This is a genomic window from Citricoccus sp. NPDC055426, from assembly GCF_040677445.1.
Taxonomy (GTDB): domain Bacteria; phylum Actinomycetota; class Actinomycetes; order Actinomycetales; family Micrococcaceae; genus Citricoccus.
On sequence record NZ_JBFARZ010000010.1, the window covers coordinates 67493 to 91059 of the forward strand.

32 protein-coding genes are annotated in these 23567 nt (G+C 66.5%); all 32 read right to left on the reverse strand.

Annotated features, from left to right (window positions below; translation table 11 throughout):
• Nucleotides 1-3: 3 nt before the first annotated feature.
• Nucleotides 4-237 carry a hypothetical protein gene (locus AB0K08_RS13520; RefSeq protein WP_363355287.1) on the reverse strand — a complete coding sequence of 78 codons (234 nt, stop codon included), beginning with the start codon at nt 235-237 and terminating at the stop codon, nt 4-6.
• Nucleotides 234-1331, reverse strand: a complete 1098-nt coding sequence (locus AB0K08_RS13525; protein ID WP_363355289.1) for a hypothetical protein — start codon at nt 1329-1331, stop codon at nt 234-236. The genes AB0K08_RS13520 and AB0K08_RS13525 overlap by 4 nt, the downstream gene beginning before the upstream one ends.
• A complete protein-coding gene (locus AB0K08_RS13530) occupies nt 1321-3537 on the reverse strand; it encodes a hypothetical protein (RefSeq protein WP_363355291.1) in 2217 nt (738 codons plus the stop codon). Before AB0K08_RS13530 ends, AB0K08_RS13525 begins: the two co-directional genes overlap by 11 nt.
• A 28-nt stretch (nt 3538-3565) precedes the next feature.
• Nucleotides 3566-6997, reverse strand: coding sequence for a peptidoglycan DD-metalloendopeptidase family protein (locus AB0K08_RS13535; RefSeq protein ID WP_363355293.1), 3432 nt, complete (start codon nt 6995-6997; stop codon nt 3566-3568).
• 27 nt (nt 6998-7024) lie between these two features.
• Nucleotides 7025-7378 carry a hypothetical protein gene (locus AB0K08_RS13540; RefSeq protein WP_363355295.1) on the reverse strand — a complete coding sequence of 118 codons (354 nt, stop codon included), beginning with the start codon at nt 7376-7378 and terminating at the stop codon, nt 7025-7027.
• Between the two features lie 125 nt (nt 7379-7503).
• Nucleotides 7504-7908: a hypothetical protein gene (locus AB0K08_RS13545; RefSeq protein WP_363355297.1), complete on the reverse strand. Its 405-nt coding sequence runs from the start codon at nt 7906-7908 to the stop codon at nt 7504-7506.
• Nucleotides 7909-7927: 19 nt separating this feature from the next.
• Complete coding sequence (locus AB0K08_RS13550; RefSeq protein ID WP_363355299.1) at nt 7928-8107, reverse strand: hypothetical protein; 180 nt, start codon at nt 8105-8107, stop codon at nt 7928-7930.
• Nucleotides 8108-8219: 112 nt separating this feature from the next.
• Nucleotides 8220-8873, reverse strand: coding sequence for a hypothetical protein (locus AB0K08_RS13555; protein ID WP_363355301.1), 654 nt, complete (start codon nt 8871-8873; stop codon nt 8220-8222).
• A 76-nt stretch (nt 8874-8949) separates the two neighbouring features.
• Entirely contained in the window at nt 8950-9324 is a 375-nt protein-coding gene (locus tag AB0K08_RS13560; RefSeq protein ID WP_363355303.1) for a hypothetical protein, read from the reverse strand.
• The gene (locus AB0K08_RS13565) at nt 9324-9602 is read right to left on the reverse strand and encodes a hypothetical protein (protein WP_363355305.1); all 279 of its coding nucleotides are present in this window, start codon (nt 9600-9602) and stop codon (nt 9324-9326) included. The genes AB0K08_RS13560 and AB0K08_RS13565 overlap by 1 nt, the downstream gene beginning before the upstream one ends.
• Nucleotides 9602-9961, reverse strand: coding sequence for a hypothetical protein (locus AB0K08_RS13570; RefSeq protein WP_363355307.1), 360 nt, complete (start codon nt 9959-9961; stop codon nt 9602-9604). Before AB0K08_RS13570 ends, AB0K08_RS13565 begins: the two co-directional genes overlap by 1 nt.
• 8 nt (nt 9962-9969) lie before the next feature.
• Entirely contained in the window at nt 9970-10476 is a 507-nt protein-coding gene (locus tag AB0K08_RS13575) for a hypothetical protein (protein ID WP_363355309.1), read from the reverse strand.
• 22 nt (nt 10477-10498) lie between these two features.
• Complete coding sequence (locus AB0K08_RS13580; protein ID WP_363355311.1) at nt 10499-10810, reverse strand: hypothetical protein; 312 nt, start codon at nt 10808-10810, stop codon at nt 10499-10501.
• Nucleotides 10811-10890: 80 nt separating this feature from the next.
• Nucleotides 10891-12201, reverse strand: a complete 1311-nt coding sequence (locus tag AB0K08_RS13585; RefSeq protein WP_363355313.1) for a phage major capsid protein — start codon at nt 12199-12201, stop codon at nt 10891-10893.
• Nucleotides 12202-12268: 67 nt separating this feature from the next.
• Nucleotides 12269-13024: an HK97 family phage prohead protease gene (locus tag AB0K08_RS13590; protein WP_363355315.1), complete on the reverse strand. Its 756-nt coding sequence runs from the start codon at nt 13022-13024 to the stop codon at nt 12269-12271.
• 17 nt (nt 13025-13041) lie between these two features.
• Entirely contained in the window at nt 13042-14979 is a 1938-nt protein-coding gene (locus AB0K08_RS13595; protein WP_363355317.1) for a phage portal protein, read from the reverse strand.
• A 17-nt stretch (nt 14980-14996) separates the two neighbouring features.
• Complete coding sequence (locus AB0K08_RS13600) at nt 14997-15305, reverse strand: hypothetical protein (protein WP_363355319.1); 309 nt, start codon at nt 15303-15305, stop codon at nt 14997-14999.
• Nucleotides 15306-15322: 17 nt separating this feature from the next.
• Nucleotides 15323-16777, reverse strand: a complete 1455-nt coding sequence (locus AB0K08_RS13605; protein ID WP_363355321.1) for a hypothetical protein — start codon at nt 16775-16777, stop codon at nt 15323-15325.
• Nucleotides 16778-16830: 53 nt separating this feature from the next.
• On the reverse strand, nt 16831-17313 hold the full coding sequence (locus AB0K08_RS13610; protein WP_363355323.1) for a hypothetical protein: 483 nt from the start codon (nt 17311-17313) through the stop codon (nt 16831-16833).
• Between the two features lie 148 nt (nt 17314-17461).
• Nucleotides 17462-17731, reverse strand: a complete 270-nt coding sequence (locus AB0K08_RS13615) for a hypothetical protein (RefSeq protein WP_363355325.1) — start codon at nt 17729-17731, stop codon at nt 17462-17464.
• Nucleotides 17732-17803: 72 nt separating this feature from the next.
• Nucleotides 17804-18496, reverse strand: a complete 693-nt coding sequence (locus AB0K08_RS13620; protein WP_363355327.1) for a hypothetical protein — start codon at nt 18494-18496, stop codon at nt 17804-17806.
• On the reverse strand, nt 18493-18822 hold the full coding sequence (locus AB0K08_RS13625) for a VRR-NUC domain-containing protein (RefSeq protein WP_363355329.1): 330 nt from the start codon (nt 18820-18822) through the stop codon (nt 18493-18495). The genes AB0K08_RS13620 and AB0K08_RS13625 overlap by 4 nt, the downstream gene beginning before the upstream one ends.
• A complete protein-coding gene (locus AB0K08_RS13630) occupies nt 18819-19955 on the reverse strand; it encodes a hypothetical protein (RefSeq protein ID WP_363355331.1) in 1137 nt (378 codons plus the stop codon). Before AB0K08_RS13630 ends, AB0K08_RS13625 begins: the two co-directional genes overlap by 4 nt.
• Nucleotides 19956-20258, reverse strand: coding sequence for a hypothetical protein (locus AB0K08_RS13635; protein WP_363355333.1), 303 nt, complete (start codon nt 20256-20258; stop codon nt 19956-19958).
• A complete protein-coding gene (locus AB0K08_RS13640; RefSeq protein ID WP_363355335.1) occupies nt 20251-20469 on the reverse strand; it encodes a hypothetical protein in 219 nt (72 codons plus the stop codon). The genes AB0K08_RS13635 and AB0K08_RS13640 overlap by 8 nt, the downstream gene beginning before the upstream one ends.
• Entirely contained in the window at nt 20466-21158 is a 693-nt protein-coding gene (locus AB0K08_RS13645) for a hypothetical protein (RefSeq protein WP_363355337.1), read from the reverse strand. Before AB0K08_RS13645 ends, AB0K08_RS13640 begins: the two co-directional genes overlap by 4 nt.
• A 162-nt stretch (nt 21159-21320) precedes the next feature.
• Complete coding sequence (locus AB0K08_RS13650) at nt 21321-21590, reverse strand: hypothetical protein (RefSeq protein WP_363355339.1); 270 nt, start codon at nt 21588-21590, stop codon at nt 21321-21323.
• Complete coding sequence (locus AB0K08_RS13655) at nt 21583-21984, reverse strand: hypothetical protein (protein WP_363355341.1); 402 nt, start codon at nt 21982-21984, stop codon at nt 21583-21585. Before AB0K08_RS13655 ends, AB0K08_RS13650 begins: the two co-directional genes overlap by 8 nt.
• Nucleotides 21981-22142, reverse strand: a complete 162-nt coding sequence (locus tag AB0K08_RS13660; protein WP_363355343.1) for a hypothetical protein — start codon at nt 22140-22142, stop codon at nt 21981-21983. Before AB0K08_RS13660 ends, AB0K08_RS13655 begins: the two co-directional genes overlap by 4 nt.
• A complete protein-coding gene (locus AB0K08_RS13665) occupies nt 22139-22528 on the reverse strand; it encodes a hypothetical protein (protein ID WP_363355345.1) in 390 nt (129 codons plus the stop codon). Before AB0K08_RS13665 ends, AB0K08_RS13660 begins: the two co-directional genes overlap by 4 nt.
• Nucleotides 22521-23099, reverse strand: coding sequence for a hypothetical protein (locus tag AB0K08_RS13670; RefSeq protein ID WP_363355347.1), 579 nt, complete (start codon nt 23097-23099; stop codon nt 22521-22523). Before AB0K08_RS13670 ends, AB0K08_RS13665 begins: the two co-directional genes overlap by 8 nt.
• Nucleotides 23096-23380 (reverse strand): hypothetical protein, encoded by a 285-nt coding sequence (locus tag AB0K08_RS13675; protein ID WP_363355349.1) that lies wholly within the window; start codon nt 23378-23380, stop codon nt 23096-23098. Before AB0K08_RS13675 ends, AB0K08_RS13670 begins: the two co-directional genes overlap by 4 nt.
• Nucleotides 23381-23567: the final 187 nt, after the last annotated feature.

Genomic DNA, 23567 nt, shown 5'->3' on the forward strand with positions numbered 1-23567 from the left:
CCGTCAGTAGGTGTGGATCCGGCCGGTGATGATCAGCTGCCGGTTGTCGATCTCGATCCGGACACGGTGGCCGATTGCCAGGCCGGCCACGAGGCTGATCGGGTCGGCGTCCGCGGGGATGTCGTCGCCGTCGAGTCGGACCCGGAGTGGAGCCACTGAGGTGACCGTGGCGAACCGGCGGGCGACGACCGGCAGTGACGGCCGTTGGGGGATCATGCCGGCCAGCGGGCTGGTCATGCTGCCACCTCCCTCAGCGTGGTCTCACAGAGTGCATTGCCCATGGAGAGCTTCATGGTCTGGATCGTGGTGAGTGCTCTGATGCCGTGGGCGTCTCGAATGAAGCGGGCCGTGTCGTTGAGCTCGAGCGGAACCGGCAGGTGCTGGATCTGATAGGTGCTGGTCACGCGCTGCAGCTCTTCCAGTCTCCGTCTTGCGATCTGGTCGAGCTTGGCCTGACTGGTGGCCTCCACGCCCTCCTGGGTGTGGACGATGCGGATCCCGCGGGCCTCGTACGAGTACTGGCTGTTCGGGTCGTCGTCTGTGGCCACCGACACTAGAGCCGGTTCCTCGCCCTCGACCTGCGAGAGCAGGATGACCCGGTTCGGTACTGAGAAGTCGTCCCGCTCGTGGGTGAACGAGGGGGAGTAGATCCCCTGGGCGTCGTCCTTGAACCCGAATGCCGGGGAACGGTCCTGGGGCCTGATGTACGGGTCCGCCCGGAAGGTCCCGTAGGCGTCGACGTAGAGGGCGAAGTAGTTGATGCTGTCCAGCAGGTCGTTGATGATCCGCTGGTACGACGTCCCGGCCGGCCACGTCATCGAGGTGCGCAGCGTGTCCGGGGCGTCGGTCACCGAGCACCGGTTGCCCGAGTTGACCAGCAGCATCCTGACCCGGTCGGTGACAACCGTCCCGGCCGGCACGGCGTAGGTGTTCGCGGTCGCGGCCTGCGCGGTCATCAGGTAGCCCTTGTCGTAGAGCTCCAGGCTGACCGGCTGGTCCTCATCACCGAAGTCTCTGCGGGGGGCGGACGGGATGAACACCCCCAGCGGCCAGGTGACCTCCTGACCGCCCCCCTTCACGGTGATCCACGGCTGGATCCGGTGACTCATCCAGTCCACTGGAGGGCCCGCATAGGACAGCGAACCGCCGCCACGGATCTCGGCGTTGACGTTTAGGTTCAGATCGCATGCCGTCACGCCGTCCATTTCATCGAGCACCACGTCCTTCTTGTTCAAGAGCCGGAACGACCACGACTGCTCCCGGTTGGACGCCAGCAGCGGGGCCGGATCGATCCACGTCGGCGGTTCGACCAGGAACAGCTCATTGCTCATGGTGATCCACCTTCTCGAAGCTCAAGGACATGTCACGGAAGATCCGCTCGTAGGAATGCGACACCTGCGGCGCACCGACGAACTCCCGCCGGGTGGAGTCTCGGAACACGAACGGCGCAGGCTGGTCCAGCAGCGCCTCAATCTCGTCCCATGTGGACGACCCGCCGCCGAGCCGAACGTCAGCCGTGATCTTCAGCGTGCGTGCCTGCCCGGCGACCTCCACCGGATACATGCGTCCCGCGAAGTGGTGCATGGACCTGGCACGGTCCGGGGCGTAGCTCGTCCTCGCGTTGTCCCGTACCTTGACCATCTGAGAGAAGGCCGGCCCAGCATTGACGTAGATCCACCCGCGAGACGCCACCTCTACAGCCACCGTCGGCGACTCCACCGTGGACGGCAGGGACGAGGTGGTGACCACCCGGTAATGGTTCACGCCCTCAGTGGCCGGGATCATGTCGACCACGGTCGTAGCGAGAGGCAGCCCGCTGGCGATGCGTACCCAGTCCGCGCCGTTCGCTGACCGCCACACCTCGCACGAAACGGCGGGGACCTCATCCGCGGCCGGTTCCGGATGAGACACCTGGATCGCGACCGTCCCGGTGTCGATGTCCCACCGGCCGGATACCTGCCCCACCGGTGGGGGTAGGTACTCGACCTGGATGGCCTCGCGGGCCTCGAGCGACCAGACCCCTGAGCCGTCCCGGACCTGCACTCCGACGGTGTAGGCCTGCCCATCCTGGGCCCGGGTGCCGAGCAAGACGCTCTTAGCCGGCCCGGTCCTGGACACGTACTCCAACCGGTCTCCACCGTCGTCATAGAGCGCCACCCGGTGGGCCGTCTGCACCGACTCCTCGGTGTCGTAGAACGCCCACTCAACCCGGAACGTTGACCCATTCAGGGTCCCAGTCGGGGCCAGAATCGTGGCCGTGGGACGAGCAGAGGTCTCGACCACAGCGACCGCAGACCACGGCGACGCCGTTCCGTGAGTACCCCACGTCCGGACCTGCCATTCGACCACAGCACCGTTCGGCACCGTGCCCGCGGCCAGGAGGTGAGCACTCTCGGACGTCGCGTCGCTGACGTAGGTCCAACTGCCCCCGTCGACCCGATACTGCAGCCCATACGCGGACTGATCGGTCGTGTCCACAGGGTTGTGATTCCAGGTGAAGACCCTGTCCTCGTCCGCGTCGAACGCACCGTTGGCCGGGCTCAGATTCGACGGCGCCGCCGGCGGTGCCAGCAGCTGCACCGTGTTCGACTCAACCCACGCGGACTCCAAAGTGGGGTTGTCCAAGCCGGCCACCGCACGGACCCGGTACCGGTGCGTGAGCAAGTTGGACGGGTCAGTGTGCGTGTAGCTGGTACCGCTGATCACGGAACCGAGGAAGCTCCACGTCTGACCACCGTCAGTGCTCTCCCCAACGTGGTACCCAGACAGGGCGTGAATATGGCTGCCCGTCCAGCTGACCAGGACGTCTCCGGCGGAGGTCTTAGCCGCGGTGACGCCGGTCGGCGCGGCCGGAGTAGTCGAAACGTAGGGGCTCGGTTCGTAGGAGGACGTGCCCGCCGAGTTCCTAGCGCGCACGCGCCACCGATAGCGACGGTTTGCCACCGTGGACCGGTCAGAGTAGCTGGACGCCGTCCCGGAGACGGTGGCCAGCGTCTTGTACACGTTCCCCGCGCTGTCCCACCGCTGGACGACCTGATCCGAGTACGGCCCCGCAGCCGTCGGGTTCCGATCCCAGGTGACCGTGTGCCCCGTATCCGAGGAACGGACCACCCCTACGTTGGACGGCGCGTTCGGGGCAATGTATGGCCGGCGGGGCAGGGTGATCGACCCCGACACTTGAGCGGTGCCCGAGATCGCGTTGATGCCAGACATCGACGCCGAGAACGACAGGACCGGGCGGGTGTCGTAGTAGATGCTGAACGTCTTCACCTCCTCGAAGAGGAGGGTCACATTCGAAGACGACCACGACGACGACGACCCATGGCTGATCGACCGCGACCCGGAGGCAGAATAGCCTCCGGAGACGGTGAAGCTGTTGGTCGAGTCCGAGACCGCATACCGAGTCCCCAGGTACACCCGCAGCCGGGCAAAGACCTCCGACGTCGATGCGGAGGGAGAGGACGGCGAGTAGAACAGCTCGTATCCCAGCCGCATCTGGTTTCCGGACCCTACTGCGGGTCCCCAGGTGATGGCCATCGCCTGCTCACCGTCCTCTCACTGGTTGTTACCGGCCGGCCATCTGCCGGCTGACCTGACGTAGCCCGTCGACGTGCTGTTCGAGCCGGGCGTCCCCGATGGACTCCACGTATCCCTCGAACTCCTTCTCGCCGATCCTGACCGTCATGCGGCCAGGGACCGCCGCGCCGGCCCCGTTCTTGGCCAGCTGGTGGATGTCGGACCACTGCTGGCTGGACAGCAGCGCCTCCGGCTTGCGTGATCGGTTGTCCACCGTGGTGAGGCCCGGATGGACCACCCCCCCGTCGTCATAGAGGTACGACAACGGGTTCCGAGGCTGCCCGTTCTTCCACGTCTCGCCGTGGAGGTGCAGTCCTGTCGTGTTGCCAGTGAGCCCGCGCTGGCCGATGACCTGGCCGGACTTCACAATGTCGCCGCGTTTCACTCTTGGCGACCCTGGAGCCTGGTGCCCGTAGTAGGACGACAGGCCTTGCGCGTGGTCGATGATCGTCCCGATGCCAGTACGGCCCGGAGCTGCGTTCCATCCGACCTTGCGGACGATGCCGTCCCAGAAGGCACGGATCGCTCCTCCGCCGCCCCAGTCGGTTCCGTCGTGCCTGCCACCCCAGCGCCGCCCGAAGTGGGAGGTGATGGGGCCATGCGGGCGCGTCGTCCTTCCCAGCGGGCCGTTGAAGGTCAGCGCCCCCGATCCCTGCGAGATGTGCTTGTCATCCTTGCCCCGCAGGAAGCTCAGCGTCGAATCGATTGCCTTCGTCGCCAGCCCACGAGCAACAGCACCGAATCCGCCACCAGGGATCGCCTCTGCGAGCGCGTCTTTGATGGGGTTCAGGGCTTTGCCGGCGAGGTCTGCAAGGCCGCCGAGTGCCCACTTCGTTCCGGCTGAGAAGGCGTCCTTTGCGCCGGTGACGACGTTGTCCCACCAGCCGCCCATCGGTAGGAGTGCCTCGGACGGACGGGTGCCGGCGGCCACGGAGAGCTGGTCGTCGGTCATGCCTCCTGCGTTGAGCATGCGCTTCGTCTCGGATGCGGTGTAGACGTATCCCGGGCGGGTGTCGATCAGCTCGGGGCCTTCCTCGCCGACGAGCTTCATTCCGTCGACCATGCGGCCGCCCTTGGCGTATCCGGGGATCGTGGCCATCGGTCCGAGTTTGTCGACTCCAGGGATGAGTCCGGCCACGAAGTTGAACGCCTTGCGCAGGCCGTTGTTGTAGACCGTGTCGATGACGAAGTTGATGGGCTTCGCCGCGATCGCGCGGATTCCGTCCCAGATTCCCTTGATCGCGTCTACGCCGCGCTTGAAGGCGGGTTTGACGTGGGATTCGATGAAGTCACCGAGGGCCTGGAAGATCGGCTTGATGTTGTTCTGCCAGACCTCCTTGACCTTGCCGGAAATGGCGTTCCAGGCGTCGATGGTGAACTTCTTGATCTTGTCCCAGTTGGCGATCACGATCGCGGCGATACCCACGATGGCGGCGATCGCCCAGCCGATGGGGCCCATCGCGATCAGCCAGGCCGCGGCCATCCGTGCGGCCTGCAGCAGCGACTGAGCGCCCATGAACACCCAGCGCGCGACCACGCGGCCCGCCTGGACGGCCATTGCGGCGGTGGCGCTGGCTGCGGGCACGATGATGCCCACAGCCCACGAGGCTGCCATGCGGACGGCGTTGCCGGCCGCCTGGACGCGCATGAGGACCCAGCTGCCCACCACGCGGGCGGACTGGGCGGCCTGGACTGCGGCGCCCTTGATGGCCTCTGCCTTGTACATCGCCCAGACGGCCACGGTCTGCACGCCGGACTTCATGGCCGCGATGCTGTTGGCCACCCAGGTGCCGATGATCTTGTAGGACTGCACGACGTACGATGCGGCGGTGGTGGCCGCAGCGGTCCGTTCGGCTGCCCATGCGAGGACAGACTTCGCCGCCGAGACAGTTGCTGTGATCCCCTTCCGGACCAGGGCGGGCAGCAGCAGGGCGGTGATGACACCCGCGACGATGCCGATCACTTCCTTGTTCTCCCACATGAAGGTGGCCAGGTCACCCATGGCAGGGATCGCCGTATCCTTCAGGTAGTCGAACGTCTGCCGGGCCCAGTAGCCGAGGCGCTCCATGACGCCCGGGAACCCCGAGGACGTGATCTCGCCGTCGTTGTAGGTCCAGGCCGCGGTGAAGGCCTCCACCCCACCTGTGACCTCGAGGAAGAGGTCGCGGACGTTGAAGAGGAACCCCACCATCGGATGGTCCTCTTCCCAGCCGAACGCGCCGCGCAGCTTGCCGGAGAAGTCGCCTGCGCTGAGGATGTCCCAGACTCCACGCAGGGCCAACCCCATTCGCTCCATGAAGCCGGCCAGCCCGGACGAGGTGATGTCGTTGCCGGCATCCGACCACGCAGCAGAGAAGGCAGAGACCCCTCCGGTGAGCTCCTGCATGAAGCCGCCCAGCGCCCCGAACACCCTGGCGCCCATCGGCTCGAGCCAGACCAGGACGTTGTTCTTGAACATCTGCCAGGACTCCTCGAAGTCCATAGTCTCTTCCCCGAGCCCGAGGATGGTGTCCCCGGTCTGGCCCGCGGCCTTGGTCATGTCGTCCAGGTTCAGAGCGCCGGCCTTCACCGCGCCCACGAACTGCGATGCGCCACGGGTGCCGAAGACCTTCCCCGCGAGATCAATCGCGGCGGCCTCGTCACCCTTCTCGATGAAACCCTCGATCTCGTTCACGGTGCGCTCGAAGGCAGCGGCCGGCTCTTCTCCGTCCTTGGCGAGGTTCACGAGGGAGCGGGACATGCCGGACATCATCTGCGAGCTGTTCAGGCCCGCCTTGTCGAAGGAACCGACCATGACGGCCGCTTCCTCGAATCCGAAGCCGAGCGCCTGCACCGCGGGGGCGTTCATGGACACCTGCGAGGCCAGGTCATTCATGCCGATGCCGGTGGCCTGGGACACCTGGAACAGGTGATCCATGGCCCCGGCCACGTCCTCGCCCTCGATCTTGAAGGCATTGAAGGCGGCCGAGGTCTTCCCGACGTCGATGTCCTCGCCGAGGATACGACCGGCCTCGAGGTACTGGGAGGCCACCTTCTCCATCACGGGTCCGGTCAGCCCCAGGCGAGTGGACACGTCAGCGACCACGGAACCGATCTTGTCGAACTCGGCTGGCACGGTCCGGCCGATGTTCTTGGCGTTGGTCACCAGGCCGTCCAGGGCCTCGCCTGACGCTCCTGACCCGACCCGGATGGTGTCGGTGACGTCATCGAAGATCTCGCCAACCTTGTACAGGGCGACGCCGGCTGTACCCACCGCCGCAGCGACGCCGGCGACACCGACCATCATGGCGGTGCCGAAGCGCTTCCCCACGCTCTTGCCAGTCTTATCGGCCTCGGAGCCTGCACCCTTGGCCAAGGCCGGCCCGAAGCCCTTCATGGACGGGAGGACCGGCAGCCAGACTGCGTCGCTTGCCTGCACCATACTGATGCCCTCCCGTCCACTGCTTGGTTATGAGGCCGCCGCTCGGCGTGCCCGTGCCTGATTGACCTCGTCAACCAGCTCGTTGTGCTTCGTCCAGCGCGCGCGATCCCGAGCCTGCGCGATCGCCGTGACCGGCCGCGGCTGCTCCCGGATTCTGGGTGCTTTCTCCCCACCGAGCCGCATCAGGCTGCCGTTGACCGCCTGAAGGAGCTCGACCACCAGGTCCAGCCGCGCGACCTCGTTGGTGTACTCCGACGGCCTAGGCCCAACCTTCGGGCTCGGCGCGTTGGCCTTGCGGCGTTCGGCCTCCCGGCGGATCTCCTCCTCCGCGAGCTCCGGGTCGTTGACCATCTCCTCCACGTACAGGGAGGTGTAGGGCATGCCCTTGAGCAGGAGGTAGAGCTTCCGCCAGGAGTGCCGACCACGGAAGAAGTCCAGGAGGTCGACCCCAAACTCACGGTGGAGGTCGATCTCCAGGGCGTCCCCGTACCTGTCGACGTGGGCGATCAGGTACGGGAACCGGCTTCCCCCACGACGCGGTACCCCTGACGCAGCTTGTTCTTGATCGTGCGGGGGTCCTTCTCATAGACCTTCCGGCCGTCCGGGGTCTGCATCTCCACTTCCTCGGCGAGATCGAAGTACAACATCATGTCGATCACGAGGTTCCGGAACGCCCCGTGCCCGGCCTTCGCCAGCAACGGCTCGACCTTCTCCCACTGGTCACCCGCGAGGACCATCAGCATCGCCTCATCGTCACCGGCCCGGTAGGCCCGCTGAAACTGGATCAGGGCGGCCCCGGACAGAGCCGGGAAGATGAGGGTCTCGTCCTTGGAGACGGGTAGCTCGAACGGGGGAAGCTGTGCTTCCTCCGTGTACTGGTCCCAGCTCTTGAACTGCTGCTTCTGAGTCATGGTGGTGGGCCTTTCTCGGTTACTTGCTGTCGGACTTGGTGTCGGCCTTGTTGGCCGGCTTCGGGGCGGACTTCTCACGCCAGCCCTTCGCTCGCGTGTTCGTGAGCTCGACCGGGTCGGACGAGGTCCACTCACGCTTCCCATCGGGAGAGACGAGGGTGATGGGCGCGGTCTTCTCGGGAGCCTTCTTCTGGTCCATGGCTGGCACCTTCCTGGTAGTGCTCGAGGGTGGTGAGCTTGGGGTTTGGCTAAGGCGGCCCCGGCCGGCCCACCAGTCAGCCGGGGCCGCCCGTCTCAGGGGGCGGTGGTGGTCAGCCGGCGGCCGGTGCGGGGAAGCCCATCTCGGCATGGTCCAGACCCGGGCCGCCCCAGATCTCGCGGAACGACGTCCCGAACGTGGGATCCACCTTGCCGGTCAGGGAGATCGGGTACCGGACCTCGTCACCTTCGGACCAGGCCTGCTCGCCGTTCTCCACGACGTCCGCCAGAGGCATCCAGCGAGCCACGTAGATCGCGTCCGGACCGGAACCGTCCTTGCCCAGGGCGAGCACGCGGTACTGGCGACCGGCCGGCCGAGCCGGGGCGTCGAAGTAGAAGTTCCCGTTGGCGTCCGTGGTGACACCGGCCAGATCCACACCATGGTGCAGCTCGAAGACGGACCGCTTGGACTCCTGCATGGTGAAGCCCAGGCCGCGGACGTCCGAGATCCAGTCCCGGCGGGTCGGTTCGGAGTAACCATGGGAGGTCACGTCGGCGACGTCCTGCTCACGGGACCAGCTCGCGCCGTCGTCCTTCGTGGTCAGGCCGACCGGCTCGTACCCCACGGGGACGATGACGCCGGTCTCGTCATGGACAGCCACGATCGGCTCGTCGTCGTCCTCGGCGGGCTTGATGAAGATCGACATCTCGAGGATCTTCCGGATATTGGCCGGGTTGTGGCCCTTCACTTCGGTGAACGTAGACATGGTGGCCCTCCTTAGGGGTCAGTGATGTGCGTTGACGGCCCATCAGGGCCACTGGTTGTGGATATTCAGTTGTGGGTCATTGCTGCCGGTATTCGAGGCGGTAGGACGCCACGAACCGGTTCGTCCCCGGGTTCCCGTAGTCCAGGTACGTGGGGCCCGTCGCGGTCCTCACCCGGTCCACAAGGACCCCAGCTACCGACTGCCCGGACAGTGCGTGGAAGTACTGCCGGACGTCCTCGGCGAGCGTGGAGGCGTCGCCGTAGGTCTGTGCGAAGCTCTCGGTGTCGATCAGCGGGGAGTCCGTGATCAGGTCGTCCGTGCCGGGGCCGCGGGTGATCCTTACGAACTGGGTGAGCTTCTCGACGTCTGGAGGGACCTTGGTCCCAGCTCGTGCCACCACGGCGGCGCGGAGGCCGGCCACTAGTGCCTTCTCGACGTCCTGCCAGCGCATCACTTCGCCCCCTCCGCTGCCCTACCGAGGATCCTGCGCCGCGCCGAGCGGCTGCTGCCGAACTCCTGGTCGGGGTTGTCTCCGACGACGTTCGAGAAGGGGCGGCCTCCCGGCCGGGTCCCCGACTCCACCGTCACTTCCATCTCCACGCCTTCACCTGATGCCAGTCCGCGAGCGCGGGAGGCGACTGACTCGGCCAGTTCTTGGGTGCGCTTGCGGACGTCTGCGTGCTGGGCGGCCTGTTGGATGTACTCGTAGGAGATCTCGATCTCGGCCATCAGCCTGTGACCTTCTCGACGGCGGCCTTGATGAAGCCGGGGACGAGGAAGCCTCCGGGTTGGCGGCCGGGTTCTCCGATGACGTGGTATTCCTCGCCGTCGGTCACGGTCTGGTTGGGGTTGTCGGGGAGACCGAAGAGTACGACGGCGTCGGCGCCGGCCAGCGGGGCGTCCAGGGGGAGGTTGACCCAGTACCCGTAGGTCTGTTGTTCGCGGGCGTTGGTGTTCTCCCCGGAGGTGCGGGGCTCGATCCACCCGTAGACCAGTTTGGTGGTGGGGGGCCCGTATTCAGGGTTGCCGTAGTCGTCGTATTCACCGGTGGGCTGGCCACGGAGGCGGAGGCCGACGGGTTCGGTCATCAGCTGCATCAGATCCTCCCGTCCAGTCGGTACCGGGATAGGACCGTGTCGGTCATGGGGTCGAGGCCAGCTTCCAAGGAGAGGGAGCGTCCGGCCAGGGACTCCTGGCGGATCCGGCCGGCGGCGACCCCCAGGGACTGCTCAGCGATGATGGCCTTGAGCGAGTCGGGGCACGTCGCGTAGCCGTGCTTGATGGTGATGGACACCTTGGCCGGCCACCCGCCCTCGAGGTGGAGGGCTCCGTGGTCGAGGATGTCCACGCGATCTGGGGGGATCACCGGGGCGTAGCTGGAGGTGAGGTCGTTGACGGCCACCACCTCGGTGATGTGCAGAGACGGCAGCAGGATGGTCTCCACCCGGCCGGTGCGCATCGTGAATGTGTCCTCCTGCGAGGGGGCAATGTGCCACCCGCATTCGTCGCGGATCGCCCCCACCGCGGAGTCCATCACCGGCTGAGGGAACGGGGCACCACGGAACCCTGCCAGGTCAGTTGCCTGCACCATGTCCTGTGCCATGTCCTACCCCTTCCCCTGCTGGTCAGTTCTTGTTCTCGAAGGCGGCACCGAAGCCGGTCTTCGCGGCCTCGTCCGGGCTCTTGTCGCCCTCCGCGTCGTTCGAGGACTTCTCATCGGCGGAGTCGGTGGCCGCGGGGGCCTGCTTGTTGGCCGGGGCGGGGGCCTGCTTGTTCCTGGGCCGGGCGGCGGCCTTCCGGGTGCTCTTCGGCTTGGGTGCCTCGGGGTCAACATGCTTTCCCAGCAGGCCACGGCGCTTGGCGTCCGCATCGCTGAGCTTCACCGTCGTCGGGAAGCCCTTGTCGGTGGTGATCTCGTACTTCTTGAGGCCGGTCATGATGTCCTCCGTGTGAGTCCAGGTGGGGCACAGTGGCCCCGCCCCTCGATGGGAGGCGGGGCCACTGCAGGGGGTGTGGGTCAGGCCGCAGCGACAGCGGTTTCCACGACGGCCGACGGGCGGGTGACGCCGAAGGCGACCCGCTCCTCGCCGAGGGCGGCGACCAGGTTGCGGATGAAGAAGTCCGCGTGGGAGTCGGAGAACGTCACGGAAGCGTCCTCGCGGTCCCACAGGACGGCCTTCGAGAAGTCCGCGACGATGCCGGTTCCCTCCGGCACGGCCTCGGACTCGGCGATCGGCAGGGACCACAGGGTCCGCGGGCCCATGGTGAAGGGGCCGGCCCCGATGAACTTGCCGGTGTCGCCGTTCTCGCGGGCGAGATCCACCGTCTCCATGTCGACGGGGTTGAGCACCACGCCGTTCGGAACGACCCGGCCGACGACCTTGGCCTTGGTGATGGCCTTGCGCACCGAGGTGAAGATGTCGGTGTCGAACGCCTGGGTCTGGGTGCCCGAGGTGTTCAGGATCCCCGTCAGGTTCTCCCCGGTCCCGTCGCCGGAGAGGATCTGGTCCTCCTCGGCCTCGGCCAGGTCCGCGGAGAGCTCGTCGCGGATCAGGTCCTCGAGCTGCGCTGCGTCAGCCAGGGCCCGCTTGGTGACCGGCACCCACTCAGCGATGGTCTTCACCGACGTGGAGACCCGCTCGAACGTCCACGATCCCTCCGGCTTCAGCCCGCCGATGGTGTTCGTGACGGTCGTCCCGTCGATCGGAGCCGAGCTGGTGGCCTCCGGCACGGGCGCCGCGGCGTTGGTGTGCGCCGTCTGGCGCACATACTCCACGGTGTCCGACCCGGTGCGGCGCACGCTGATCAGATCTCGGATCGTCAGCGGCCGGCGGCCGAGCATCTCCACGATGCCGGTCTGCTCCGGGACCACGAACGCGCCGGCCGACGTGGCGGACCCGCCCGTGAAGAGCGACTTCAGCCGGATCGGATCGGACTTCACCGAAGCCCGGTCCGGGATGTTCACGGAGCCGTCAGGCCGGGTGAACCCCTTGATCATGGCCTGGTACTGGTCGGACTTGACCACGGACATGCCGAGGTTCATCATCCGGCGCTCGGTGTTGTCGGCCGACTTCTGGAGGGTGAGATCCTCCAGCGCGTGGCCGCCGATGTCCGAGGCGAGTGCCTTGGCCTGGTCGAGCACGTCGGCGTCGTCCTTGGCCGTCTTGATCTGTCCGAGGAGGTCCCGGCCCTTGGCCATCGCCTCGTCGTAGTCGTGGCGCTCGGTCTCGTTCAGCGAACGACCTTCGGCGTCGGCCTTCTCCGCGATCTCACGAGCAGACTTGGCAGCCGCCTGAGCCGCGTCCTGAAGCATCTTCAGCTTCGACATGACTGTTCCCCTTCCTGGGAATGGTGAAAGCCCCGGAGAACGTCTCCAGGGCCCGGTTTTCAGGTGGTCAGGCGAGAGCCAGTTCCAGCTCGAACGCCTCTGCCAGGTTCTTTGCGGACGGATTCACGGGCGGGTCCTCCGACTTGGCCCGGTCGGGCTCCTCGTCGTTGCCCACGGGCTTACCGCTGGCCTTCTCCTGGTCCTGTTCGCCCTCGGCGGCCACGATGACCTTGCCGATGGCCTCCTGCGCAGACCGCAGGGAGTTGATGTGTTTGGCCGCGAGCACGCGACCTTCCTTGAACTCCGCCGCAGCAGCCTCGGCGAGCGCCTTGACCGCGAGGACGGAGGTGTCCTGGTTCGCGCCGATCGGTACGAAGCTGAACTCGTAGACGCGGAGCTTTCGGAGCTCGTTGACTGGCTCCCCGTCCTCAGCCTCTACGCGGCCCTCTTCGAGGACGTCGAAGGCGAACGAGAGTTGGTTCAGCCGGCGTCCCTTGACGAGCCGGTAGACGTGGGGCCCCTTGGGGGACTCCATGTCGAACTCGCCCTTGACCCACCAGCCGTGCTCGTCCTCGCCCTGTTCGATGGCCCAGGCGACGTAGAAGTCCGGGTCATCCATGCGGTGGCCGAACAGGCCGGGCAGGACGTTGCCGGATTCCTCCCACGCCTTGATGTCATCCAGGAACGCGCCCTTGGCGACGACGTCGCCGTAGGCGTCCGGCTCCCGGGTGAACGTGGAGGGGTAGACGATGAACTGTCCTTCTTCGAGCCCGTCGAGGGGGCCGGCCTTGACCCGCCCGAGGGGCACATTCTTGACGTGCATGATGTTCCTTCCGTGGGTCAGGTGATGATTACGACCGAGCACTGGCAGCCGGCGACCTCGTCCGCGTCGCCGGTGAACGACCCCGGCCACGGCATGCCGTTGCTGAAGTCGTCATCGATGCCGACGGTCTCGCCGTTCATGGATGCGTGCGAGGCACGCGGGTTCCCGGAGTTGACCTGCCACCGTTTCTGGGCTTGCGGCCGGGTTTGGCGAGGTCCCTCAACCAGTCCGAAGCCGACGAATGTCGCGGCCGCCGTCATCCCTGACTTCGAAGCCCGGGATTCCTCGGCCACGTCGAACACATGCGCGGCGGCATCAGGGTCGCCGGACTCGAACGCGGCGGCGAGCGCCTCGTAGGTGGTTCCGTTGACCTGGCCGGCGATCCGCTGGGTGACCTTCTTCAGGAAGGCCTCCGTGCGGTCCGTGCTGTATCCGTCCGTGTCCACGCCCAGATCCGCGAGGACCCCGAGGGCGGCAGCGGTGGAGACCGTCAAGGCCTGCTCGAGTAGGTCCGTTGCGAGTTCCTCGTCCCAGCGGGTCTGGTCCCACCAGGCGGCCGCCTTCGCGCCGGCGGCCGTGAGGACCGCGGCGCGCTGACGGCCGAAGAACTTCCGGAACAGCTTGGTCAGCTCGTCGCTGTGCTCCTCGGGCACGTCGTCCTCGCCCACGGCCTTGATCTCGTACTCCGCGGCCTTGCGCTGCTTCAGCGCCCGGCGCGGGCCGGAGGCGAGGTTCTGGGTGCCGGAGTCCTGCGGGGACGCCTGGCCGCCTGCGATGACGTTCAGCGGGACAATCAGCTCGTCTCCGCCCTCGACGTGCGAGAGGTTCATCCGTGCGCGGGCCTCATTACGGGTCATGTACGGGCCACCCACGGCGGCCTGCATCTGCTGGGCCTGCTCCTCGAAGGACCCGCGCAGCTTCTCCTCGATGTTGAACTCGAGGTAGAGGCCGTCCGTGTCCGGGAACTCGTCCCACAGGTGCAGCATCAGGGCCTGCTGGATGCGCTGCAGCCATGGGCCGAGCGTGTCCTGGTACAGGTTCTTGTGCTGCTCCTTGATGTTCGAGAACGTCGCGTTGTCCAGCAGCCCGATCATGGGCGGCGGCACGTAGTAGGCCGAGGCCACCTCCTCGCGGGTCAACTTCCGCGACTCGATGTACTGCAGATCCTTCGCAGTCTGCGAGGCGTTGACGAAGTCCATGCCATCTTCGAGGATCGGCGTACCACCGGCCTCCGTGCCGTTGCCCACGTACTGCGAGCGCCAGGCGGTCTTGAACCGGCTGTGGGCCTTGGCTGACCATTCCGGGGCTTCTCTGGGCCGCTTGAGGTATCCGGAGACGCGGGCTCCGTTGCGGAAGGTCTGGGCGCGCATCTTGGCGGCCTCATACTCCTCGGCCAGGACGGCCCGGAGCGATTCGAGGGGGGAGACCCCGCCCAGTTCGCCCGCGGGGGAGTACCCACCGATGTACATGACCTGGTCAGGGGTGAAGACCTTGGACCCCTTGGTGCCCTTGACCTTGAACCCCTGGGGGAAGAGCCAGTTGTCACCGACCGGCTCCCAGAGGGCCGGGGGGATCCGCATGAGCGACTGGGTCCGGTCGGAGCCTTCCGCCTTGATCTTGACCGCGAGGTAGCGGTCGTAGATCGCGAGGTCCTGGACCATGGCGTCGATGAAGTCGTACCGGGTGGCCCACATGGACGGCCGGGACATCAGCTGCGCGATCGGGTGGTCCGTGTTCCGGCGCCGGTCCTGATCGGAGAGACGTTCGAACAGGTGCAGGCCCAGGGAGGCGATGTTGCGGCCGAGGAACCCAGTGACCGTCCGGACGTTGGCATGGGCGCGCCAGATCTTGGCGTAATCCGCGGTGTACCCGTCCGTGAGGGCCATCGACGTCGAGACGTTGATGGTGGTTCGGTTGAGGGCCACCACCTGGCCCTGGCTGACGGCAAACGCCATGGTGTCACCGCCTCACGTCAGGTGCTCGGATACTGCAGGTACTCGACTTCGGAACGTTCGATCACGACTTCACCGTCCAGGGGGACCGGCTGGTCCGAGTCGCCGTGCAGGACGGCCTCACGGATCATCAGCAGTGGGCCCTGCCGGGCCACCAGCACGCCGTCCACGGCCGTCCCTGCCTTCAGGTTCACGATCACCCGGCGGCCCGTCAGGGCGCTCCAGGATCGATCCGGACGCTTCGCGTAGTGGATGCCGGCGACCATGCCGCCGAAGACCGCGAGCGCGAGCCCCAGGGCTGCGAGGAGGGAGAAGAGGGCCGTGTCCATGTGTGGGCTCCTTGCGCTCAGACGTACATGATGTCCGGGTCGTCGTAGTCGTCGGACTCGTAGGCGGACTTGCCCTGGGCAGGGCCGATGGTGGCCTGCCAGGCGGCGAGGGATCCGGCTTCGAGGGGGCTCACGTCGTTGGTGGAGGCCTTGCGGCCGATCGCGAACCGGTCACCGACCGGGCGTAGGGCGGCACCGGCCACGGCTTCATCGAGCTCCTTGGACGGGGTGTACAGCACCTCGCCGGCGGTCACCTTCGTGCGGAGGTTCGCGAAGGCGTCCAGGACGTCCTGGGTGGTGGCCACGTGCAGCAGCACGTTCTCCTTCTCCAAGGAGGGGATCAGCACCGAGCCGGGGCCCTTGCCGTCGATCACCACGGGGACCTGGTAGGCGGCCGATAGTGCCTTGAGCCGGTCCACCGTCCAGTTGATGCCCGGCCCGTGCTGCAGAACGCGCAGCCACACCCCCTCGTCGTTGGCACCGGCGGCCACCACGGCGGAGGACTTCAGGTCCATCGCCACGGCCACGGCCAGACCGGTCAGCTGCAGATCGGCCGGACGCTCCTCGCGTTCGCCGTTCTCCCACTTCCCCGGCCCGAAAATGTCCGAGGTCGATGGGTCGTCCCACCAGCCCATCCGCTCTCTGGCGAACTCCATGGGCGGCAGGGCGTCCCGTTCGGCCTTGACGTACTCCACGGTCAGGCCGGTCCCGTTCGCCCGCACACGGCCCAGCAGGGGGTTGCCGTGCTGCCAGTTCTCGACCTTGTCGAGCTGGCAGCCGACCCACTTGCCGGGCTCGTGGTCGCACTTCTCGTCCGCGCACGCCTGGCGAGGGGCACACCACTCGCAATATCCGAGACGGGCTGAGGACCCGGCGCGGCCGCGATCGCGGACACCACGCAGGACATCGGAGTGTGCGAGACCGGCCGAGGACCCGTAGATCACCTGCGGATCGGGGCGGACCGAGAGAGTCGGGAGCAGGGCGCCCATGTGGTCGGGCTGCAGCGCGAACGCCTCGTCCAGGACCACCTTGTCCCCGGTGAGTCCACGACCGCCGGACTTCGTGCGCGCCTTGAACTTCAGACGCTGCCCGGTCTTCAGCTCGATCGTCTCGTCCCCGTGGGAACCGCTGATCCGCTTGACCTTCTTCGACAAGAACCGCGAGCCCTCGATGAGGTTCGCCATGTCCCGGTACGCCTCCATCGCGGTGGCGAACTCGTGAGCACTCCACACGATGAGGTTCTGATCCGTGATGTACAGCCAGCCCAGGGCCGCCTGCTTGAACAGGCCGGTCTTCATGTTCTGCCGGCTGCAGATGCACGCGAACTCGAATGACGTGGACTTGCCCCGCCTGTCGAAGCCGAACATCATGTCCAAGCCCAGCCGCTGCTCCGGATCCGGGGCGAACCCGACGGCCTCGCACAGGTCAGCGACCTCCGGACCGAACGTGCCGGCATACTCCGGCCCTGTCATGTACGCCGGACTAACCAGCGTCGGAGCCCCGAGCATGCCAGACCTCCATCACGTCATTGGTTGGCCGCGAGCTTCTCCTCCCGGCGACGACGCATCTTCTCGAGCTCGTCTTCCTCTTCCTCAGCACCCGCGAGCGCGGTCTCCAAGGTGGCCTCGAGTTGCTTCACCAGGGCCGCGACAGCGGACCCCGTGTCCATCGTCGGGAGATCCAGGCGCCGGGCGAGGACCAGGGCAGCCTGGCCCATGACCGTGCGGTGCTTGCCGGCCTTCACCAGCTCAGCGCGCACAGTGGCCTCCACCGTCTCCTCGACGGGCTCCTCGTTCTCCTCATCCGGTATGTTCTCCGGCATAAAATCCGGGACATCATCCGCAAGCGCAGCCCGAGCAGTTGCAGCAGCCGCGGCCTTCTTCACCGCGGCCGGCAACTTCGGGCCCTTCTTCCGGTGATGTCTCACCCGGCACTTGTCCGAGCAGAAGCGGGCGGTCCGGCGCTTGGCCTCGAAGGGCTCATCACACTCAGCGCACGTGACCTCCATGCCGAGCACCGTCCTTCCCAGTACCGTTACCTCGAATCCCGGGATCGGTAACGTAACGTCGAGGCCGTCGGGGAGGGAGATGACTACCGGGCAGAGTCATCTGACATGGGCGTTCGAGAGATTCCGACGCCCCCTCCCCTTGAGGGTGTCACCAGTCGCGGACCACCATCGCGTTGCGCTGCATCCGAGTTTCCGTTGCGTTCGCCTGGCCGGCGCGGCGGTTGCAGGACACATGCTCAGGGCCGGTCCACGCGGATCGGTCGTCGTTGTGCCCGAGGTCCCAGGGGCCCGCCGGATCGATCTGTTCACCACAGCGTGCACAGACTGCTTTGCCTGCTCTGACCTGCGGTTCGAACTTCTTCCGCATGCGCTGGTGGTCTCCGCCGTAGCCGCGGGATGCCGTCGAGGCGAGGGCCATGACGATCACCTCTTTAACGACGAAGACCCGGACCAATGGTCCGGGTCTTAGGTACACCTGTAGCAAGCACCTTCAGGTTACACCATTGTCGTTACCAGATCCCAGTACGTGAGCCATCACCTGAGTGTTCCCACCCAGCACAGCGGCCAGGTCCAGCATCTGGGCCCCGGGCCACCTGGTCTCACACCCACCGCAGGAGGCCACCAGGGGGGTACCGAACCGGACGGTCAGGGCGGGGGCCTCCCCGGCCTCACCAGTATCCAGGGTGACAGCCACCCGGGTAGCCCTACACACCGGGCACGCATGATCAGGCAGGGGGACCACCTTCACGGGATCGAACAGGTGGTCGATCTTCTCCACCCACGAATGCACATCCTCGAGGATGTCAGGGCGTGGAGCAGGGATGAAGGCCGGCCCCTCGGGACGATCGTACGACTCAGCCACCCGGACAGCCACGAACCGCAACCGTTCCTCCAGCGTGTACCCGCCGATGCCCGGACGGCGCGAGGCATCCTTCACCAGCCAGTAGGCCCGGTTCACCTCGTCCTGGATCTGCGTCATCAGCTCCAACGCCGACAGGTCCAACGGTGTCCCCGATACCGCGCCACCCGATCCACCCGAGGACTTCTCACCCGAGGGCTTCACCGCGGCGCGCAACTGTCCCAGCAGCGGGGGAGCGTCCACCACCACGAGCGGGTTCTTCGACACGACGGTCTTGGTCGTGATCGTCAGCCGGTCCACATCTCTCATCAGGTCTACGATCATCGCCCCATCAGCTCCTTCACGATCTGCTCAGATACCCAGTCACTCGGCCGCCACACACCAGCGTTCTCATCCACAGCGGCCAGACGGTCCAACCACTTCTTCTGATCCGGGGACACCCGGCCCTTCTGCTTCTTCAGCTCGCGCCACATCACGCCATGCTCGGGATGAACCAGCACCAGATCAGGGAATCCCGGCGCCGACCTACGGCTGTCATGGGTGTGATAGACGAGCCACCCATTCCGTAGAGCCGTGTCGATCACCTTGTCCTGCAGATCCTTCTCACTCATCTGCCCGGCGATCATCGCCCTGTACTCCTCCGGCGTCATCTCTTGCCCCTCTTTCCCCGTCGCTTCTTCCTGATCGGCACACCCTGATGAGATCCACCAGACCCAGCGGTGCCCCCGGCCAGACCCATCCCAGCCCGTCCAGACCCAGCCCCACCCAGACCCTTACCTGCCAGACCCGACCCGTCCCGACCCGTCCCGACAAATCCAGATTCGGTAGACCGCTGATCTGCCGGGTCCGGCAGATCAGAAGGTGGGGGCGTTTCAACCCCCGGCAAATCAGAAGGTCCACCTGTCTCGACCGCGCTGCTCGGCGCTTCCTCCGGAGCCCGGGCCGGAGCCCCCGACACCGGAGCGCCACCGACCGGAGCGGTACCCGAGGGTCGCTCAGCGGTCAGGGTCTCAACAGTGGGGGTCTCGACAGCCATGGTCTCAACAGAGGCATGCTTGCCAGTCGCTGCTGCAGGAGCCGGGGTGAACGCCTTCCGGCGCTCGGAGGGCTTCACAGTCCGTCCGTGCTTCGCCAGGTAGGTGACGGTCGCTTTGCTGTAGTAGGGGCTCTCAGGGACTGCCAGGAGCGGCTTGTCCCAGGTGTTGTCCTCGTCGTCCCCGCGGGCCCCATTGCAGGACCTGCAGGCAACGACCATGTCCTCGGGGGAACGCGCAGCCTCCCCGGGGATGAGGTGGTCATAGGTACCGGACCGACCGGACTTCCGGTCACCGGACCACACGACGACCTGGCCACACCATCGGCAGCCATCACCATCACGCTCCCGAATCGGGACGGTCAGGTTCGTATTCCCGGTGTCCCGCTTGCGCTGGTTCGTCCAGGCACGCTCGTCCTTCAGGATCATGTGGAACAGGTCGTTGTCCTCGACCAGCTTGAACGCCGGCCGCGCCTCACCATCCTCCGTCTCGATCTCCACCCGAGTGAAGTACCCAGCACGGACCGCGGCCGCGGTGAGCACGTGATACCGGCCGAGAGACCCGGCCATCTGCTTCGCCGTGCCAATCGTCACGATGTAGTCCTGCTCGTGCTGAGCCGACATCACCGCACACCGCGCAGCGAAGCCCCACACCTCATTCAGAATCCGGTCATCCGCTTCATCCTCCTCGAGGACAGCGAGCGCGATCGGGTGGTTCGCGCTGGTGTCGGACGTCTTCAGCCAAGCCACTCAGGCACCACCATCCTGGCTCTCGTCATCCGCGATGGGTGCGACGCCGATCGGCCGGGCCGTAGTTGGGTCGTCGCCCTCGTAGGCGTAGATCGTCACCCATAGGTGAGTGCGGTTGCAGTCCTCACACCACTTGGAGAACGGCGCGCCAGGGGACAGCGAGACCTCGATGATCTCCACCGACGGGCGTCGCGCAGCCGCACGTTTCCCGCGCTCGCGGGAGCTCTCCTTGAGGTAGCCCACAATCGTTCCAGTGATGTACCCGGCCATGGCCGCTATGAGCCAGCTGGTGAGTTCAGGCATTGCCGGTCTCCTTCGGTTGGGTTAGGACTTCGGGGATGCCCTTGCGGGTCCAGTGCCACCCGCTGTAGCGGCACTCGTAGTACTTGACGGGTTCCTGGTAGCCGGCCTGCAGGCCGATGCGCCAGCGGGCGTTCTGCGCGTCCGAGAGGGTCGCGTAGAAGTTCTTCCCGCACTGGCACTCACGGGCCTCCCCGCGGGCATGGCGAGTCATGGGGCGGTCTTGTCAGGTACGGGGATCCGCTCCATCCAGTCCCTGCGGTCCTCGTCGTCACGCTCGGTGGCTCCGGTGCCGTTTGCCAACCCGATGAAGTCCGCTCCCACCCGGACCAGGAGGGCCCCGGCTAGGGTCGCCGGTTCGATCGTGAGGCTCGCTTCGTACTCGCGTTCTGCGGGCCTGAACATGCCCAAGTGCTTGCCCGCCACGTGATACTCCTCCATCGGTGGCACAGGGCTGACCAGCGGCTGCAGGAGAGCAGCCCACACGGCCGACAGGTTCGCCTCCGGCTGGGCCGCCGTCGCCACCTTCACCATGCGGTTCCCGAACAGGCCCGAGTCCTCTGTGACCGTGATCGAGTAGGCCGTCTCTGGTCTCTCTTCCCGGCCGTCCATGGTCTCGCCGTTCATCATCACTACGTTGGTCTGGACCACCGACTTCAGGACCTTTGCCTCCACGTCGATCAGCAGGTCACCGATCGCTTTCCGGAAGTTCCCCGCGATGGTCTTCGCGTCCTGCCGGTCCATTGCGAACGAGGCCAGCTCACCGTCCAGCGACTCAGCAGCCACCCATGCGACCGCCGGCGCGTTCCCGTAGGCCGTGGCCATCAAGCCCCCGGACGGCACCGCCGACAGATGGATCATCCCGTCCGGGCCCGCGTCCTTGTCCGTGGACACGAACGGCACCAGCGCATTCAGCGCCGCGCACAGGGCGCCAGCATCAGCTCGTACTCTCATCGTCCTGCTCCTCTTCGTCGTGCTTCGCCTCGCAACGGCGGGCTAGTGATGGGACCACCCAGGTCTTGCCGCAGTACCCACAGACCCACTGGTCGTCGTACTCGGTCTGGGTCATGGCAGGGGCAGCACCCAGAAGTCCACGGTGTCCCGCAGTTCCTCGATGACGTCGAGGTTGCTGTCATCGGACAGGTCGCTCTGTGGGACGGTCTGCGTCCGTCCATCAGCCGCCCACCGGCCCTTGGCCAGGATCATGACGCCGACCGCGTGCGGAGCGGCTTTGGACTTGGAGTAGACCACCGCACCCTCCGGTAGGTCAGCGAGCGCGGCCGGGTCGATCTTCAGGGGCTGGGGGAGTGCTCGGGGGAGGATTGCGTCAGCCACGGTGGGCCTCCTGCTCGTCGTCGCCGGCGAGCGCGGCCTTCCACTTCAGGTCCACGATTCCCTGGGCGACGTAGAGGAACTTCTCGCCGTTCGTCTTGACCTCGGGGTCGGCTTGGGCCTTCTCGTAGAGGGCGTTGACCTCGGTCTGGTAGACGGTCGGCGGCTCGACCGGCATGGTCGGGGCGACAGCACGCTCCGAGGCCGTGGGTGCCTCGGGGTTGACCTTCGTGATGCTGGTCCAGTGCCCGGCTGCGTAGGTCGCGAGCGCTTCATCCTTGTTGCGCACGCTGAGGATGCCCGCACCGTTGACCTCGTAACTCCAAGCACCTTCTACGGTTGCCGCTTTGTCGGTGCTGAGTTGGATCTCGTACGTGGTGGTCGCTTCGGTGGTCATGGCTTCTCCTGGTGGCAGTGGCACCCGCACTGGGTGACCTCGTCGGTGATGATGTTCAGGGCCCGGCCGTCACAGGCCGGGTGCTTGTTGTCCCTGCAGTCGGGGCCGAGGTGGGGTGACTTGTTCGGGTGGTATGCCGCGGCAGCCTTGTTGCTCACCCCCGGTCACCACCCAGCGCGTCGGTGATGGCGTGGACGGTCGGGCAGGGGTAAGGCTTCGGGCCACGGTCGTCAGCGCATACGTCGCATTCCACTCCCGCCCCGTCGATAGACGGGTGCAGGTCCAGCACGGCGGTGAGCGCGGCGGCCATGGCGGGGAGGTCGGTGCGGGCATGCGCGATGAACTCGGCGTCGCCACCAGTCTCGGTCGATACGCCCGAGTCATAGAAGGCGTCTTCGCTCTCCGGGTCCACACCCTCAGCGGCGGTCAGAACCAGGCAGAGGGTGACGCCCTCGTCCGTCACCGCTTTCCATGGCCCCTCGGTGGCGGCATCAGCGCGGGCCTGCATCTCGGCCAGGATGGCTCGGGGGTCCAGGTCAGCCACGGCGGATCACCTCCATCACGGCGACTGATGCGCGTCGGCAGGCGTTCGAGTCGTGCTTACCAAGAGCATTGTGAATCGCCTCCTCCACCTCATCCCGCCCCGGCAGTTCCCGCGCCCCGTCGTGCTTGGCGAGGGCGGCGCGGTAGCCTGCGTGGAATGCCTTGTGTGCGGTGGCCGTGTCTTTCGGTCCGTAGTCTTTGCGGTATGCCGCCCACTCGACGCTGGCGTCCTCCTGCATCTGGGCTTCGTCCAAGAGCGAAGTGGAAGAGGTGAGCACGGGCGGCTCGGCGGGGACCACGCGGGCGGGGGTGAGGTGCCTTGGTTCGCCGGGAGTGTCCTCGTAGGCCATACCGGGATCGCTGCCCAGAGTCAGGTTCCACCAGTCGCCGTCACCGTCGATGATGACGGGGAACCGACCATCGAACAGATACAGCCCCGGCTTAGGCTTTTCGGGGGCGACGGTGAGGCCGAGGGCGGTGGCGATGTTCCGGGCGTCCTCGGTGCTGATTGGGGCGTCCAGGTGCTTGTGCAGGATCGTGGCCACGTCAGTGGCGGTCTTGGCGGTGGTCATCGGTTGCTCCCTCGGATGATGTTGGTCATGCAGTCACTGCAGATCTCTCCGTCGTCCCCGGAGTACCAGCCCAAGGGGCCACCGGTGATGGCCTGCATCGGGTTGTAGGCCGTCTCGTCCGCCGGACGCGGCTGGCCGCAGGACGAGCACTCCACTTCGGCTGGGGCGTGGCAGCTGCAGTCACAGTCCGTGACTTCGTCCGTCTCAAGGTCCATTGCTCGGGCGTCACAGGCCGGGTGCTTGTTGTCTCGGCAGTCGGGACCGATGTTCGTGAGCGTCATGCTGTTGCCTTCTTCCTGGTTCTTCTCTTCCGTGGTGGTGGGGGCGCGAGCCATCCCAGGGCGATCGCCTGGGGCCTGCAGTCCACGCAGTACTCCGGCCGGGGCCCGCCCTGCCTGAAGTGGGAGAACCGCCCGCACATACCGCAGCAGTACTTCCCGACGGGCACCTCACGCAGCGACTTCGGCT

What these genes read in the sequence shown, in the direction of transcription:
- AB0K08_RS13520 (WP_363355287.1), bottom strand. Translation starts at nt 237, where the DNA reads ATGACCAGCCCGCTGGCCGGCATGATCCCCCAACGGCCGTCACTGCCG.
- AB0K08_RS13525 (WP_363355289.1), bottom strand. Translation starts at nt 1,331, where the DNA reads ATGAGCAATGAGCTGTTCCTGGTCGAACCGCCGACGTGGATCGATCCG.
- AB0K08_RS13530 (WP_363355291.1), bottom strand. Translation starts at nt 3,537, where the DNA reads ATGGCCATCACCTGGGGACCCGCAGTAGGGTCCGGAAACCAGATGCGG.
- AB0K08_RS13535 (WP_363355293.1), bottom strand. Translation starts at nt 6,997, where the DNA reads ATGGTGCAGGCAAGCGACGCAGTCTGGCTGCCGGTCCTCCCGTCCATG.
- AB0K08_RS13540 (WP_363355295.1), bottom strand. Translation starts at nt 7,378, where the DNA reads ATGCCCTACACCTCCCTGTACGTGGAGGAGATGGTCAACGACCCGGAG.
- AB0K08_RS13545 (WP_363355297.1), bottom strand. Translation starts at nt 7,908, where the DNA reads ATGACTCAGAAGCAGCAGTTCAAGAGCTGGGACCAGTACACGGAGGAA.
- AB0K08_RS13550 (WP_363355299.1), bottom strand. Translation starts at nt 8,107, where the DNA reads ATGGACCAGAAGAAGGCTCCCGAGAAGACCGCGCCCATCACCCTCGTC.
- AB0K08_RS13555 (WP_363355301.1), bottom strand. Translation starts at nt 8,873, where the DNA reads ATGTCTACGTTCACCGAAGTGAAGGGCCACAACCCGGCCAATATCCGG.
- AB0K08_RS13560 (WP_363355303.1), bottom strand. Translation starts at nt 9,324, where the DNA reads ATGCGCTGGCAGGACGTCGAGAAGGCACTAGTGGCCGGCCTCCGCGCC.
- AB0K08_RS13565 (WP_363355305.1), bottom strand. Translation starts at nt 9,602, where the DNA reads ATGGCCGAGATCGAGATCTCCTACGAGTACATCCAACAGGCCGCCCAG.
- AB0K08_RS13570 (WP_363355307.1), bottom strand. Translation starts at nt 9,961, where the DNA reads ATGACCGAACCCGTCGGCCTCCGCCTCCGTGGCCAGCCCACCGGTGAA.
- AB0K08_RS13575 (WP_363355309.1), bottom strand. Translation starts at nt 10,476, where the DNA reads ATGGCACAGGACATGGTGCAGGCAACTGACCTGGCAGGGTTCCGTGGT.
- AB0K08_RS13580 (WP_363355311.1), bottom strand. Translation starts at nt 10,810, where the DNA reads ATGACCGGCCTCAAGAAGTACGAGATCACCACCGACAAGGGCTTCCCG.
- AB0K08_RS13585 (WP_363355313.1), bottom strand. Translation starts at nt 12,201, where the DNA reads ATGTCGAAGCTGAAGATGCTTCAGGACGCGGCTCAGGCGGCTGCCAAG.
- AB0K08_RS13590 (WP_363355315.1), bottom strand. Translation starts at nt 13,024, where the DNA reads ATGCACGTCAAGAATGTGCCCCTCGGGCGGGTCAAGGCCGGCCCCCTC.
- AB0K08_RS13595 (WP_363355317.1), bottom strand. Translation starts at nt 14,979, where the DNA reads ATGGCGTTTGCCGTCAGCCAGGGCCAGGTGGTGGCCCTCAACCGAACC.
- AB0K08_RS13600 (WP_363355319.1), bottom strand. Translation starts at nt 15,305, where the DNA reads ATGGACACGGCCCTCTTCTCCCTCCTCGCAGCCCTGGGGCTCGCGCTC.
- AB0K08_RS13605 (WP_363355321.1), bottom strand. Translation starts at nt 16,777, where the DNA reads ATGACAGGGCCGGAGTATGCCGGCACGTTCGGTCCGGAGGTCGCTGAC.
- AB0K08_RS13610 (WP_363355323.1), bottom strand. Translation starts at nt 17,313, where the DNA reads ATGGAGGTCACGTGCGCTGAGTGTGATGAGCCCTTCGAGGCCAAGCGC.
- AB0K08_RS13615 (WP_363355325.1), bottom strand. Translation starts at nt 17,731, where the DNA reads ATGGCCCTCGCCTCGACGGCATCCCGCGGCTACGGCGGAGACCACCAG.
- AB0K08_RS13620 (WP_363355327.1), bottom strand. Translation starts at nt 18,496, where the DNA reads ATGATCGTAGACCTGATGAGAGATGTGGACCGGCTGACGATCACGACC.
- AB0K08_RS13625 (WP_363355329.1), bottom strand. Translation starts at nt 18,822, where the DNA reads ATGACGCCGGAGGAGTACAGGGCGATGATCGCCGGGCAGATGAGTGAG.
- AB0K08_RS13635 (WP_363355333.1), bottom strand. Translation starts at nt 20,258, where the DNA reads ATGCCTGAACTCACCAGCTGGCTCATAGCGGCCATGGCCGGGTACATC.
- AB0K08_RS13640 (WP_363355335.1), bottom strand. Translation starts at nt 20,469, where the DNA reads ATGACTCGCCATGCCCGCGGGGAGGCCCGTGAGTGCCAGTGCGGGAAG.
- AB0K08_RS13655 (WP_363355341.1), bottom strand. Translation starts at nt 21,984, where the DNA reads ATGACCACCGAAGCGACCACCACGTACGAGATCCAACTCAGCACCGAC.
- AB0K08_RS13670 (WP_363355347.1), bottom strand. Translation starts at nt 23,099, where the DNA reads ATGACCACCGCCAAGACCGCCACTGACGTGGCCACGATCCTGCACAAG.
- AB0K08_RS13675 (WP_363355349.1), bottom strand. Translation starts at nt 23,380, where the DNA reads ATGACGCTCACGAACATCGGTCCCGACTGCCGAGACAACAAGCACCCG.